Genomic DNA, 13,068 nt, shown 5'->3' on the forward strand with positions numbered 1-13,068 from the left:
GCGAGCGGTCAGAAGATGAAGAAGGACGGGTCCGGCCGCCCCCCGGCGCTGGAGTTCGCCGAGAACCCGGACATTCTGGCGGGCGTGTCGAAAGCGGCGAAGCGGCCGAAGCTGGTGGTGGGGTTTGCGGCCGAGACTACCGATGTGGTGGCACATGCGACGGCCAAGCGGGTGCGGAAGGGCTGCGACTGGATCGTGGCCAACGATGTGTCGCCAGGGACCGGGATCATGGGTGGGGTCGAAAACGCGGTGGTGCTGATCACCGAGGCGGGTGCGGAAGCCTGGCCGCGGATGAGCAAGGACGAGGTCGCGCGGCGGCTCGCGGCGCGGATTGCCGAGGCTTTGGCCTAGCTGCGCGTTCGGAAGCCTCCGGCGGGGATATTTGAGGACAAGAAATGACAGATCGGATGCGCCCGTTGGTGAGCGTGGTTTGGGAAGACTGGGCGGATCGGACGCTGCCCTTGCCTGCCTACCAGACGGCGGGGGCGGCGGGGGCGGATCTGTGCGCGAACTTCCCGCCGGAGCTGCGTGAGGCCGGGCTGGTCCTCGTCCCGATGCAGCGGGCGATCTGTCCGACCGGGATCAGGGTGGCTGTCCCGGACGGGTATGAGATGCAGGTCAGGCCGCGTTCGGGCCTTGCGTCGAAGCATGGGATCACCTTGCCCAACACGCCCGGGACGATCGACAGCGATTATCGCGGGCCTTTGGGCGTGTCGCTGATCAACCTCGGGCCGGAGCCTTACACGATCCGCCACGGCGACCGGGTGGCGCAGGCGGTGGTGGCGCCGGTGGTGCAGGCCGCTTTCGCGGTGGTCGAGGCGCTGGACGATACGGCGCGGGGGACCGGGGGCTTTGGGTCCACCGGCCTCGGGGCGACGGGTCGGTCGTGATCGGGCTTCTGGGCTTCGTCGGGATATGGGGTCTTGGCCGCTGGCGCGGCTGGGGGGAGTGGTGGCTTCTGGCTGCGGCGGGGTGGTGGGCGTTTGTGATGGTCATGCATCTGCCGATGGCGGCAGAAAACCCCGTGGCGCTGGTCCTGGGGGGCAACTTCCCGGCCTGGCTGGTGTTCGGGCTGCTGGGGGCGGTGATCCTTGGCTATCGCGAGCTTTTGCGGGCCGTGCGGCGGCGTACAGTTGAAGACCCCGCGCCAGTGGCCGCGCCGGGGACGTTCCGCGAGGCGGAGCTGGAGCGCTATGCCCGTCATATCCTTCTGCGCGAGATCGGGGGGCCGGGGCAGAAGCGGCTGAAGGCGGGCCGCGTGCTGGTCGTGGGGGCGGGGGGGCTTGGGTCTCCGGCACTTCTGTATCTGGCGGGAAGCGGGGTCGGGACCATCGGGGTGATCGATGCGGATATCGTGGAAAGCACGAACCTGCAGCGGCAGGTGATCCATACGGATGCGCGGATCGGGATGCCGAAGGTGTTCTCGGCCGAGGTGGCGATGAAGGCGTTGAACCCGTTCATCGAGGTGAGGCCCTACAACCGGAAGCTTTCCGAGGAGAATGCAGGCGAGCTGATCGCGGACTATGATCTGGTGCTGGACGGAACCGACGATTTCGACACGCGGTATCTGGTGAACCGGGCCTGCGTGGCGGCGGGGGTGCCGTTGATCTCGGGGGCGCTTACGCAGTGGGAGGGGCAGGTGTCGCTGTTCGATCCGGCCCGCGGGGGGCCGTGCTATGCCTGCGTCTTTCCGGTTCGGCCCTCGCCCGAGCTGGTGCCGACCTGTGCCGAGGCGGGGGTGGCGGCACCCTTGCCGGGGATCATCGGGGCGATGATGGCGATGGAGGCGGTGAAGCATCTGACCGGGGCGGGGGAGACGCTGGCGGGGCGGCTGATGATCCATGACGCGCTTTATGGGGAGACCAGGGTGATCGGGGTCAAGAAGCGGGCGGATTGTCCGGTCTGTGGCGGGGCGGGTCCCCGGTCTGAGGGGGCGTAACTCTGAGTTACGATCGGGGGTCGCAAATGATTCCAATGGGTTAGAGAAGGGGTGCTAGGGATCTGTTAAGGTTTGGCTGAGGTTCTCGCTTTGGCTTTGGGGCGGTGAGTGGCGGTGAGGGCGGGAGCGAGGGGTTTCACACCCCTCGCGCTCCCCGTGGAGTATTTGGAAAAGAGCAGGACAATTTGAATTGAATTGGACTGATGTTGAGTCCAGTCGAGGGATTACTGGTGGTCCTGCGGGCGGAACGCTGCTGGCTCTCCCTTGAACGCGAGGCGCGAACGGTGGCGAGGTCTTGATCATATGGCGAGCCTGGCGCAGGACTTACGCCCTTGGTTTGCGCCAAACCGATACATGCTTTTCGCTTAGGCTTGTGAATGGGGACCGTCGCCAGTCGCTCCACCGGAACTCGAGCTCAAGACCTGCAATTCTGGCCATCAGATCCAGCTCGGCGGGCCAAGTGTACCGGAAGGGAATGGAAAGCCGGGCATGTGAGCCGCCTTTGACCCAGATGTGGTTGGACGAATACTGCTGGGTTGCGACATCGAAGACGTCTGTGCCCCAATGATCGTCCGAGCAGGCGAATGCGCGCCTTGTTTCGCCGAACGGGAGTTTCTGGAGCGGAGGGATAAGTGTTTCAATCACGAACCGCCCACCGGGGTTCAGATGCGCAGCCGCATTGATGAAGCAGGCGGTCTGCGCCTCTTGCGACGTCAGATTGTCGATCGAGTTGAACACCAGAAAGACAAGCGAGAATGGGCCTTCGACGCGTGTCGTGGTCATGTCGCCTATGGTGACGTCGACAAGGGCGCCGTTTGGCTTCTTTCTCAGTTCCGCCACCATGGCTTTCGACAGTTCGATGCCTTTGACCGTGACGCCACGATCCGCGAGGGGCAGGGCAATGCGTCCCGTCCCAATTGCGAATTCCAGAGCCGGTCCACCGTCCGCCAGATCGCACAGTGCGTCCACGGTCAGTTCAACGAGCGCCGGGTCTGTGGAGCCATGATCGCGATCATAGGTGCGGGCCACGCTCTCGTCGAAAAAACCATCGTCCTGCATGGTGTGCGTTTGCTTTCGGAACCAGAGACTGGTGGTGGCCCTTGACGACGATCCTGTCAAGCTTGGGGAACTTGGCAGAAAACCGATTGCGGCCGGCCCTACTCCGTCACTTTGAACCCCAATGTCGCCAGCGTCACATAGTGGTCATCCGACATGAGGCGGAGCTCATATTCCCCCGGTTCCAGCGTCTGGTAGTAGAGGTCCGGGGTCAGCTCCATGCTGCCGTCTAGCGTCGCTCCGGTGTAGGCGAAGGCGAGGTAGTTGTAGAGGTTGGGGTCGCCCGCGGCGTAGACGCCGATCCAGTCGTATTTGAGGCCGGGGGCGCCGGTCCAGCTGACGGTGATCGGGTCGCTGGCTTTGACCGAAGGGGTGGCGACGGTGAGGGTGGGTTTGCCGTTGCCTCCGATGATTGAGAAGCGGGTGCGGGCTTGCTCGGCGCCGGCTTCGTCGATCAGGACGGCGTCCCAGGGGCCGGGGGTGAGGCCCAGGGTCGAGAAGCGGAAGGCGCGGTTGTAGGTGGGCACGAGGCCTTCGACCGAGGTGACGGTCTGGGTCGCGGGATCGCCGCCGCGGGGGACGATGCGGACGCCCCAGATCGCGTCGCCGGGGAGGTAGCCCCTTGTGACGAAAGTGCTTCCTTCGGGGACGAGGCGGGGTTCGACGGCGAGCATGGCGGGGGCGTCGATGGGGGTGACGGTGAGGTCGGCGATCACGGCGCGGTGGTCGGAGGGCCACGGGTCGAAGCCTTTGTCGACATCGGGGTTGTCGGGTTCGCCCCAGACCTCGGCGCCCCGGACAGTGGCGTTGGCGGCGAAGATATAGTCGATGCGGTCGAGGCTTTCGCCTTCCCGCTGGACGGGCCAGGGGAAGCCAGGGGAGTAGGTGAGGCCGGGGCGGGCGACGGGGTCCGGGTGGGCGGCGCGGAAGGTGTCGGTGAAGCCTGCGGCCTCCATCCGGAGGGTGACGGGCCAGGGGACGGCGGCGGTCATGGACGGGCGGAGACCGATGGCGGCCTGGGTATAGTCAAGGTGCGAGGGGGTGTTGAAATCGCCGGTCACGATGACGGGGGTGCCGGATTTGATGAGGGATTCCAGGCCTTTGGCATAGGGGTCGATCTCGGCGAGGCGGGTGTCGGTTTCGCCCTGCAGGACCTCTTCGAGAGGGGAGCCGTCGCGGAGGAGGTCGGGGCCGTAGGGGTCGGAGGTGAGGTGGAGGTTGCCGACCGCCACGACCTTGCCGGGGGCGACCATGGCCCAGACATGGGGGGCGTCGGCGTCGAGGCCTGCTAGGGGGTAGACGGATTGGCCGGTCTCGGTGCGTTCGCCGAGCTTGGGGTCGAAGAGGGGGACGCGGCTGATGATGTGGCGGCGGAGGTCGACGTAGGGGTAGCCTGCGGCGGCGGCGAGGGCGGCGGTCTGGCCGTCGGGTTCCTGCAGGCCGATGATGTCGGCGTCGGATTCGCGCAGGATTTCAATCACTTCAGGCTGGCTGACCTGGACCCCGCCGTACCAGATGTTGAAGGACATGACGCGGAGTTCGATGTCTTCGGCGAGTGTGGGGGCGGCGGTGAGGGTCATGACGGCGGCAAGCAGGGCTGCGGGGCGCATTGGTGGCTCCATCTGACTGACTGTGAAGTCAGTGTGATCGCGAATCGTCACGGTGAGAAGACATTTCGGCCGGGAGGGGGCGGGTCTGGCAGCGGCACAGTCGATGTGCACCAAGTGTTGAAGGGCGATCTTGGCCGTGGCTGCTGGACGGGTTAGGGTCACTGCCTTGCGAGCCACGAGGATTCCATGCCGTCGATCGTTTCCGTCCAGAACCTGACGAAGACCTACAAGTCCGGCTTTCAGGCGCTGAAGTCGGTCAATCTGGAGATCGAGGAGGGTGAGATACTGGCGCTTCTCGGCCCCAATGGCGCAGGCAAGACGACGCTCATTTCCACCATCTGCGGCATCGTGCAGCCGACATCCGGCAGCGTCAGCGTGGGCGGTCATGATGTGGTGCGGGACTTCCGGGCCGCGCGCAACCTGATCGGTCTTGTGCCGCAAGAGATCACGCTGGAGCCGTTCGAGAAGGTGTTCGACGCCGTCAGTTTCTCGCGCGGGCTCTTCGGCAAGTCCCCCGATCCGGCCTATGTCGAAAAGGTGCTGCGGCAGCTGTCGCTATGGGACAAGAAGGACAGCAGGATCCAGCCCCTGTCGGGCGGCATGAAGCGTCGGGTGCTGATCGCCAAGGCGCTGGCGCATGAGCCGCGGGTGCTGTTCCTGGATGAGCCATCGGCTGGGGTGGACGTCGAGCTGCGCAAGGACATGTGGGCGGTCGTTGGCGACCTGAGGGCGCAGGGCGTGACCATCATCCTGACGACGCATTACATCGAAGAGGCCGAGGCGATTGCCGACCGGGTCGGCGTGATCAACAAGGGCGAAATCCTGCTGATCGAGGACAAGGCCGCGCTGATGCAGCGGATGGGGCAGAAGCAGCTGCAGGTCGATCTGGCGGAGCCCCTGACGGTGGTGCCCGAGGCCTTGAGCCACTATGCGCTGGAGCTGGGGCCCGAAGGGAGAAGCCTGATCTACACCTATGACACCAAGGGAGAGCGGACGGGGATCGTGACCTTGCTGACCGACTTGCGGGCGGCGGGGCTGCAGATGACGGACCTCGCAACCAAACAGAGCAGCCTTGAGGATATCTTTGTCGGGCTGGTCAGGGGGAAAGCATGAATTTTCAGGCCATACGCGTAATCTTCCTGCGGGAAATGGCGCGGTTCTACCGCACCATCATGGAATCGCTGATATCCCCGGTCATCTCGACCTCGCTGTACTTCGTGGTGTTCGGTGCGGCCATCGGAAGCCGGATCGAGACGGTCGATGGCGTGACCTATGGCGCGTTCATCGTGCCTGGGTTGATCATGCTGACGGTCGTCACGCAGTCGGTGTCGAACGCATCCTTCGCGATCCATTTCCCGAAATTCATCGGGTCGATCTATGAGCTTTTGTCGGCCCCGGTCAGCTACATCGAGATCGTGATCGGCTATGTGGGCGCGGCGGCGGTGAAGTCGATCCTGATCGGCCTCGTGATCCTCGCGACGGCCTATCTGTTCGTCGATCTGCCGATTGCGCATCCGTTCGCGATGTTCGCGCTGCTGGCGGTGACGAGTTTCAGCTTCTCGCTCTTCGGGTTCATCATCGGCATATGGGCCAAGGACTTTCAGCAACTGCAACTGATCCCGCTTCTGGTGCTGACGCCGCTGATCTTTCTGGGCGGCAGTTTCTATAGCGTCGACATGCTGCCCGGCATCTGGCGCACCATCGCGCTCTTCAATCCGGTGGTCTACCTGATGTCGGTGTTCCGCTGGTCGTTCTTTGACACGGCGGACGTCCCGATCGCGGCCAGCCTTCTGGCAATTGCGGCGTTTACGGCGCTCTGCCTTGCGACGGTCTGGTGGATTTTCCGCACCGGCTGGCGCATCCGGCAGTGAGCGGGCGTCATCCCATCCGGTAGCTGGAGGCGGTGACGCCGCCGAAGAGGCCGGTGTCGTGGTAGACCATGGTGGCTGGTTCGCCTTCGGCCGCGCCGAGGGCGGCGAAGATGGGGGCGAAGTGGTCTTCCTCTTTGTGACAGGTACGGGCGTAGGGCGCGTTCTCCCAGTGGATCAGGCGGTCGGTACGCTCGGTCGGGGCGGCGGTCATGGTCTCGGCGAGCCAGGCGTCGAAGGCTTCGGACGGGACCTTCGCGCTGGGGCCGAAGAGGCGGAGGTTGTGGTAGGAAAGGCCGGAGCCGAGGATGAGGACGCCTTCGTCGCGCAAGGGGGCGAGGGCGCGGCCGAGGGCGAAGTGTTCCGCCGGGTTGTAGCCGTGGCGGAGCGAGACCTGGAACACGGGCACCGAGGCGTCAGGGTACATGACGTAGGCGGGCACGAAGGTGCCGTGGTCGAAGCCCTGTTTGTCATCGAGCCGCGTGGGCAGGCCGGCGGCCCTGATCAGCTCGGCTGCGCGTGCAGCGATGTCGGGTGCGCCGGGGGCTTCGTACTTGATCTGGAACGTGTGCGGCGGGAAGCCGTTGTAGTCATAGACCATGGGCGGGTTCGCTGTGGACATGACGGCGAAGCTGTCATCCTCCCAATGGCCCGAGATCATCAGGATGGCCTTGGGGCGTTCGGGCAGGTCTTTCACCATCTGGACGAAGCTTGCCTCGAGGTTGACGAACATCGCGCGCCAGTCCGGCATCCAGGGCCAGGGGCCGCCGCCGTGGCTGATGAAATAGGTGGGCATCCGGGTCATGGGCGGCTCCGTGAGGTGTTTCGGGGAAGATGCGGGATGAGGAGGCCTCGCGCAATTCCGCGTTGGCGGCGGCCTTGGGTGCAGGGATGCACAGAAGCGGGCGCGGGATGGATCGTACCTTGCATCGTGGCCGGGGAGTGGCATAGTCCTCGGTCATAATCCAACGGGAGCCTGACTCATGAAACTGATTGCTGCTGCCCTATTGGGCTTTGCAACGCTTGCCGCGCCCGCCATGGCGCAGGACCTGCCGGATCTTGCGGGCCGCGAAGTGGTTGTCGTGACCGAGAACGCCTATCCGCCGCTGCAGTTCCTGGACAAATCCGGCGCGCCGGTGGGCTGGGAGTATGACGCGATGGCGGAAATCGCCAAGCGGCTGAACATCACGGTGAAGTATGAAAACACCAGCTGGGACGCGATGATCCCGGCGGTGTCGGAAGGCCAGTACGACCTGGGCATGACCGGGATCACCATCAAGGACGAGCGCAAGGAGAAGGTCGATTTCTCGGAGCCTTACATGCGTTCGGAAATGCTGATGATCGTGCGCGGGGATGAGGCGCGGTTTACGGACGCGGCGTCGTTCGCGGCGATCCCGGAACTGCTGGTGTCGGCCCAGCCGGGGACCTCGCCCTTCTATGCGGCGATTTATGAGATCCTTGACGGGAATGAGGAAAACCCGCGGGTGATCAAGTTCGAGACCTTTGGTGCGGGGCTTGAGGCGCTGAAGGCGGGGGATGTCGACCTGACGCTGTCGGATTCGACGGCGGCTAACGGCTATGTGCAGGCGTCGAACGGGGGATTGAAGATCATCGGCGAGCCGCTGGCGTCGGAGGACTTTGGCTTCATCTTCCCGAAGGGCTCGGATCTGGTGGCGCCGATCAATGCGGCGATCGCCAGCATGAAGGCCGACGGCACGATCGACGCGCTGAACCAGAAGTGGTTCGTCGAATACAAGATGGGCGAATGAGAGGCGGCCTTCGGGGGCGTTGACCCCCGGGGGCATCCCATGGCCCCGAACGCAGAACCGGACAAGGATTTTCCCTGGTGGCTGGTGATCCTGGCGATCACCGGCCTTTGGCTTTTGTACGAGATCCTGTCCGACGAGGTTTATTCCAGCGCGCTGCGGGTGCTGTCGAAGGGTCTGTGGGTGACGCTGGCGGTGGCGGTCGTGGCCTATCTTGGCGCTTGCGGGATGGGGCTTGGATTGGCGGTCATGGGGCTGTCGCGGTATGTGGTCCTGCGGCAGGCGGCGCGGCTTTACATCGAGGTGATGCGGGGGGTGCCGATCATCGTGCTCCTTCTCTACGTGGCCTTCGTTCTGGTCCCGGCGGTGATTGCCGGGATGAACTGGGTGGCGGGCCTTCTGGGCGCTGAGACCGGAATCATGCGAACCCGCGATGTGCCGCTTTTGTGGCGGGCGGTGTTTGCGCTGATGCTGGCCTATTCGGCCTTTCTGGCCGAGATCTTCCGGGCGGGCCTGCAGGCCGTGGACAAGGGGCAGATCGAGGCGGCGATGGCCCTGGGCCTGAACGGCTGGCAGCGCTTTCGCCATGTTCGATTTCCGCAGGCTTTCCGGCTGATCCTGCCGCCTTTGGGCAATGATTTTATTGCAATGGTGAAAGACAGCTCGCTGGTCGCGGTGCTGGGGATTTCCGATGTGGCGCAACTGGCCAAGGTCACGGCGGCCGGGAACTTCCGCTATTTCGAGACCTATAACGTGGCGGCGTTCCTCTATCTGGTGATGACCATCGGGCTGTCGCTGATCCTGCGGCGGTTTGAAACCCGGATGCGGTCGCGCGGGCGGGACGGTTCGTGAATTGAGCGCGTTCCGCGCGAAGACCTTTTGTCTCGCCTCTGCGCGCAGGCGCGCAACCGGCTCGGGCGATGGGGGCATCCTGCCCCCAAACCCCCTGGGGATATTTGCCGAAGGGAAAGGGTGGGTGGACCTTTGCCGGCGGCGCGCCTAGCTTTTGGTGCAAAGGAGATTTGCGATGAATGTGCTTCTGGAAAAGTGGGATACGCCTTATGGACTGCCGCCTTTTGCTGATATCCGGGACGAGGACTTCGGCCCGGCTTTCGACGAGGCCCTGGCGCGGGCGCGTGCGGCGATTTTGGCGATTGCGGATGGGTCGGGGCGATCCTTCGGCGAGGTGATCGAAGCGCTGGAGCTGGCGGAGGGTGATCTCGACCGGGTGTCGGGGGTCTTTTACAACCTTGCCGGGGCCGACAGTACCGAGGCGCGCGAGGCGCTGATGCGGGAACTGGCGCCGAAGATGAGCGCGTTTTCGAGCGAAGTCACCAACAACAAGGCGCTTTGGGCCAAGATCGAGGCCTTGTGGCAGGGGCGTGACGGGCTGGGGCTGACGGCGGAGCAAGGGCGGGTGCTGGAGCTTTATCGGCGGATGTTCGTCCGGTCCGGCGCGGCGCTGGAAGGGGCGGAGGCGGAGCGGCTGACGGAAGTGAAGTCGCGGCTGGCGGTCCTGGGGACGCAGTTTTCGCAGAACCTGCTGGCGGAGGAGCGGTCGTGGTTCATGGAGCTTTCCGAGGCCGATCTGGCGGCGCTGCCGGGTTTTGTGCAGGAGGCCGCGAAGGCAGCGGGAGAGGAGCGCGGGTCGGGGCCGGTGGTGACGCTGAACCGGTCGCTGATCGTGCCGTTCCTGCAGTTCTCGCCGAACCGAGCGCTTCGCGAGAAGGCCTATGAGGCCTGGGTGGCGCGGGGGGCGAACGGGGGCGAGACGGACAACCGGGGGATCGCGGCGGAGACGCTGGCGCTGCGGGCGGAGAGGGCATCGCTTCTGGGGTACGCGGACTTTGCGGCGTTCAAGCTGGAGCCGGAGATGGCGAAAACCCCCGACGCAGTGCGGGATTTGCTGATGCGGGTCTGGCAGCCTGCGCGGGCGAAGGCTTTGTCGGATGCCGGTGTATTGGAATCGATGCTTAAGGCGGATGGGCTGCCGGGGCCGCTGGAGCCTTGGGACTGGCGGTACTACAGCGAGAAGCGGCGGAAGGCCGAGCACGATCTGGATGAGGCGGCACTGAAGCCATACCTGAGCCTGGACGCGATGCTGGGGGCGATGTTCGACTGCTCCTCACGGCTTTTCGGGCTGGAGTTCCGCGAGATCGAGGGGCCGTTCTACCATCCGGATGTGCGGGGGTGGGAGGTTACCCGGCGCGGTGAGCATGTCGCGGTGTTCCTGGGGGACTACTTCGCGCGCGGCTCCAAGCGGTCGGGGGCCTGGTGTTCGGCGATGCGGTCGCAGCGGAAGCTCGGCGGAGAGCAGCGGCCAATCGTCGTCAACGTCTGCAACTTCGCGAAGGGGGACCCGTGTCTTCTGTCTTATGACGATGCGCGGACGCTGTTCCATGAATTTGGCCATGCGCTCCACCAGATGCTGTCGGACGTGACCTATGGGTTCATTTCCGGCACCTCGGTGGCGCGGGACTTTGTTGAACTGCCAAGCCAGCTTTATGAGCATTGGCTGGAGGTGCCTTCGGTCCTGGAGACCCACGCGCGGCATCATGAGACGGGCGAGCCGATGCCGGCGGACATGCTGGAACGGTTGCTGGCGGCGGGGACCTATGACCAGGGGTTCGCGACTGTGGAGTTCGTGTCGAGCGCGATGGTCGATCTGGAGTTCCACACCGGGACGCCTGCCGCCGACCCGATGCAGAAGCAGGCCGAGGTGCTGGAGGCTTTGGGGATGCCGCGTGCGATCCGGATGCGGCACGCGACGCCGCATTTCGCGCATGTGTTCTCGGGCGACGGGTATTCGTCTGGGTATTACTCCTACATGTGGTCGGAGGTGATGGACGCCGACGCTTTTGCGGCTTTCGAGGAGGCGGGCGATCCGTTTGATCCTGAGGTGGCGGCGAAGCTGGAGCGGTTCATCCTGTCGGCCGGCGGTTCGGAGGATGCCGAGGCGTTGTACCTGAAGTTTCGGGGCAAGATGCCGGGGGTCGAGGCTTTGCTGAAGGGCCGAGGGTTGCTGGACGCGGCGTGACCGGGGGCCAGCCCCCGGACCCCCGGGATATTTGTGGACAAAGAATGACCATGGGGGGCTTAGCGCCTGAGCGTGCCTGGCGGCTGACTGAACCTTGCCCGGAAGGCTCGGGACAGGGTGGAGGGGCTGGAGAAGCCGGTTCTCAGGGCGACTTCGGCCAGGGGATGCTTCGTGTCGGTCAGCATGCGGCGGGCAGCCTGCAGGCGGAGGTCGAGGGCGTGGGCGGCGGGGGTGGTGCCCAGGGCCTCGCGGAACAAGGTTTCGAGGCGGCGGGGGGAGAGGCCGACGGCCCGGGCGGTCTTGGCGGCGGTTTCGGGGGTGTCGATCTGGGCTTCCATCCGGGCGAGGGCGGCGGCGACGCGGGGGTCAAGCGCGGGGTCGGGTTGATTGGGAGCGGTTTGCGGTTCGTAGCCGGGGCGGGCTTGGGTCAGGAAGCTCATGGCGACTTGTCGGGCGACGGCGCCGCCGTGCCGGGCGCGGATCAGGTGGAGCATGAAATCGGCCGCCGGTGCGGCGCCCGCGATCGTCACGCGGTTCCGGTCGATCACGAAGCGGTCGGGGACGACGTCGATCTCGGGGTGGGCGGCGGCGAGGTCTTCTAGGTCTTCCCAATGCACTGTGGCGCGGTGGCCATCCAGAAGGCCTGCCCGTGCGAGCACCCAGGGTGCGGCGTCGATACCACCGACGAGCTGGAAACGGGGGGCGATGCGGCGGAGGTCGCGGATGAGGGGGCGGGTGGCGACCTCGGCGAGGCGGTAGCCTGCGATGACGATCAGGGCGTCCGCTCCCGCCGCGTGGGCGAGGGAGCCGGAGGAGGGAAGCTCGATCCCGCAGGTGAGGGGGACCGGCGCGCCATCGGGGGAGACGACGCGCCAGCGGTAGGCCTCGTGCCCCAGCTGGCGGTTGGCGTTGCGGAGCGGGTCGAGAGCCGAGGCGACCTCGAGGATCGAGGCTTGCGGCAGGACCAGGAGCGCGATGGTCAGCGGGTGGTCCGAGGGTTGGAAGATGGCACTTTCCGTCATGTGGATTTCGTAAACTGCCAAGAACGGTTTGGGAAGCCCGGTATGGTTGGTTGAAACCTGGGAGGATGCCATGCCGCTGACCATGAACCGCGAAGTCTTCGTCACCTGCGCCGTGACCGGGTCGGGGGGCACGCAGGACCGCTCGCCCCATGTGCCGAGATCGCCGAAGCAGATCGCCGACAGCGCGATTGCGGCGGCCAAGGCGGGGGCGGCGGTGGTGCATTGCCATGTGCGTGACCCGGAGACGGGGAAGCCCTCGCGCCGGTTGGACTACTACCGCGAGGTGACGGAGCGGATCCGCGACAGCGATACGGATGTGGTTTTGAACCTGACGTGCGGCATGGGCGGGGACATGTATTTCGACGGCACCGAAGAGATGACCCGGATGGCCGACCGGTCCGACATGTGCGGGGCCGAGGAGCGGGTGGCCCATGTCGTCGAGTGCCGGCCGGAGATCTGCACGCTCGACTGCGGCACGATGAACTTCAACGAGGCCGATTATGTGATGGTCAACACCCCCGGCATGCTGCGCGACATGGCGCGGCGGATGACGGCGGCGGGGGTGCGGATCGAGATCGAGGCCTTCGATACCGGGCATCTGTGGCTGGCCAAGCAACTGGCCAGCGAGGGGATCATCCCCGATCCGGTGCTGGTGCAGCTGTGCATGGGCGTGCCGTGGGGCGCGCCGGACGATCTGAACACCTTCATGGCGATGGTGAACAACGTCCCCTCGCACTGGCACTGGAGCGCCTTTGCGCTGGGGCGCAACC

Annotated in this window: 13 protein-coding genes; 9 read left to right on the top strand and 4 right to left on the bottom strand. The window is 65.3% G+C overall.

Going from position 1 to position 13,068, the window contains the following annotated elements:
* From ACRCSW_RS07755 to ACRCSW_RS07765, 3 genes are all read left to right on the top strand, one after another.
* A partial coding sequence (locus ACRCSW_RS07755; protein ID WP_438703974.1) for a phosphopantothenoylcysteine decarboxylase domain-containing protein occupies positions 1-351 on the top strand: 351 nt, incomplete at its 5' end.
* Between the two features lie 56 nt (positions 352-407).
* Positions 408-890: a dUTP diphosphatase gene (dut, locus tag ACRCSW_RS07760; RefSeq protein WP_438703995.1), complete on the top strand. Its 483-nt coding sequence runs from the start codon at positions 408-410 to the stop codon at positions 888-890.
* The gene (locus tag ACRCSW_RS07765) at positions 887-1,939 is read left to right on the top strand and encodes a HesA/MoeB/ThiF family protein (RefSeq protein WP_438703976.1); all 1,053 of its coding nucleotides are present in this window, start codon (positions 887-889) and stop codon (positions 1,937-1,939) included. The genes dut and ACRCSW_RS07765 overlap by 4 nt, the downstream gene beginning before the upstream one ends.
* Before the next feature lie 324 nt (positions 1,940-2,263).
* On the opposite strand, the gene ACRCSW_RS07770 is transcribed toward ACRCSW_RS07765, so the two are convergent.
* Both ACRCSW_RS07770 and ACRCSW_RS07775 read right to left on the bottom strand, forming a co-directional pair.
* Positions 2,264-2,998, bottom strand: coding sequence for a class I SAM-dependent DNA methyltransferase (locus ACRCSW_RS07770; protein ID WP_438703978.1), 735 nt, complete (start codon positions 2,996-2,998; stop codon positions 2,264-2,266).
* Between the two features lie 98 nt (positions 2,999-3,096).
* Positions 3,097-4,605 (bottom strand): endonuclease/exonuclease/phosphatase family protein, encoded by a 1,509-nt coding sequence (locus ACRCSW_RS07775; RefSeq protein WP_438703980.1) that lies wholly within the window; start codon positions 4,603-4,605, stop codon positions 3,097-3,099.
* Positions 4,606-4,791: 186 nt separating this feature from the next.
* Between ACRCSW_RS07775 and ACRCSW_RS07780 the strand changes: the two genes are divergently transcribed.
* Positions 4,792-5,718, top strand: coding sequence for an ABC transporter ATP-binding protein (locus tag ACRCSW_RS07780; protein ID WP_438703981.1), 927 nt, complete (start codon positions 4,792-4,794; stop codon positions 5,716-5,718).
* Positions 5,715-6,476: an ABC transporter permease gene (locus tag ACRCSW_RS07785; RefSeq protein WP_438703983.1), complete on the top strand. Its 762-nt coding sequence runs from the start codon at positions 5,715-5,717 to the stop codon at positions 6,474-6,476. Before ACRCSW_RS07780 ends, ACRCSW_RS07785 begins: the two co-directional genes overlap by 4 nt.
* A 7-nt stretch (positions 6,477-6,483) precedes the next feature.
* Here the strand turns inward: ACRCSW_RS07785 and ACRCSW_RS07790 are convergent, their stop codons facing one another.
* Positions 6,484-7,278, bottom strand: coding sequence for a DODA-type extradiol aromatic ring-opening family dioxygenase (locus tag ACRCSW_RS07790; RefSeq protein ID WP_438703985.1), 795 nt, complete (start codon positions 7,276-7,278; stop codon positions 6,484-6,486).
* 178 nt (positions 7,279-7,456) lie between these two features.
* On the opposite strand from ACRCSW_RS07790, the gene ACRCSW_RS07795 reads away from it, so the two are divergent.
* The 3 genes from ACRCSW_RS07795 (at position 7,457) to ACRCSW_RS07805 (ending at position 11,276) form a co-directional block, all read left to right on the top strand.
* Positions 7,457-8,242, top strand: coding sequence for a transporter substrate-binding domain-containing protein (locus ACRCSW_RS07795; protein ID WP_438703987.1), 786 nt, complete (start codon positions 7,457-7,459; stop codon positions 8,240-8,242).
* Between the two features lie 39 nt (positions 8,243-8,281).
* Positions 8,282-9,091: an amino acid ABC transporter permease gene (locus ACRCSW_RS07800; protein WP_438703989.1), complete on the top strand. Its 810-nt coding sequence runs from the start codon at positions 8,282-8,284 to the stop codon at positions 9,089-9,091.
* A 175-nt stretch (positions 9,092-9,266) separates the two neighbouring features.
* On the top strand, positions 9,267-11,276 hold the full coding sequence (locus tag ACRCSW_RS07805; protein WP_438703991.1) for a M3 family metallopeptidase: 2,010 nt from the start codon (positions 9,267-9,269) through the stop codon (positions 11,274-11,276).
* Positions 11,277-11,335: 59 nt separating this feature from the next.
* Here ACRCSW_RS07805 and ACRCSW_RS07810 read toward each other — a convergent pair whose 3' ends face one another.
* Entirely contained in the window at positions 11,336-12,298 is a 963-nt protein-coding gene (locus tag ACRCSW_RS07810) for a GlxA family transcriptional regulator (protein WP_438703992.1), read from the bottom strand.
* Positions 12,299-12,368: 70 nt separating this feature from the next.
* On the opposite strand from ACRCSW_RS07810, the gene ACRCSW_RS07815 reads away from it, so the two are divergent.
* On the top strand, positions 12,369-13,068 hold a 700-nt coding region (locus ACRCSW_RS07815), incomplete at its 3' end, for a 3-keto-5-aminohexanoate cleavage protein (RefSeq protein WP_438703994.1).

It is taken from the genome of Tabrizicola sp. (assembly GCF_051645465.1).
Taxonomy (GTDB): domain Bacteria; phylum Pseudomonadota; class Alphaproteobacteria; order Rhodobacterales; family Rhodobacteraceae; genus Tabrizicola.

Coding starts and splice junctions, on each gene's coding strand:
- dut (WP_438703995.1), top strand. CDS start 408: ATGCGCCCGTTGGTGAGCGTGGTTTGGGAAGACTGGGCGGATCGGACG.
- ACRCSW_RS07770 (WP_438703978.1), bottom strand. CDS start 2,998: ATGCAGGACGATGGTTTTTTCGACGAGAGCGTGGCCCGCACCTATGAT.
- ACRCSW_RS07775 (WP_438703980.1), bottom strand. CDS start 4,605: ATGCGCCCCGCAGCCCTGCTTGCCGCCGTCATGACCCTCACCGCCGCC.
- ACRCSW_RS07780 (WP_438703981.1), top strand. CDS start 4,792: ATGCCGTCGATCGTTTCCGTCCAGAACCTGACGAAGACCTACAAGTCC.
- ACRCSW_RS07785 (WP_438703983.1), top strand. CDS start 5,715: ATGAATTTTCAGGCCATACGCGTAATCTTCCTGCGGGAAATGGCGCGG.
- ACRCSW_RS07790 (WP_438703985.1), bottom strand. CDS start 7,278: ATGACCCGGATGCCCACCTATTTCATCAGCCACGGCGGCGGCCCCTGG.
- ACRCSW_RS07795 (WP_438703987.1), top strand. CDS start 7,457: ATGAAACTGATTGCTGCTGCCCTATTGGGCTTTGCAACGCTTGCCGCG.
- ACRCSW_RS07800 (WP_438703989.1), top strand. CDS start 8,282: ATGGCCCCGAACGCAGAACCGGACAAGGATTTTCCCTGGTGGCTGGTG.
- ACRCSW_RS07805 (WP_438703991.1), top strand. CDS start 9,267: ATGAATGTGCTTCTGGAAAAGTGGGATACGCCTTATGGACTGCCGCCT.
- ACRCSW_RS07810 (WP_438703992.1), bottom strand. CDS start 12,298: ATGACGGAAAGTGCCATCTTCCAACCCTCGGACCACCCGCTGACCATC.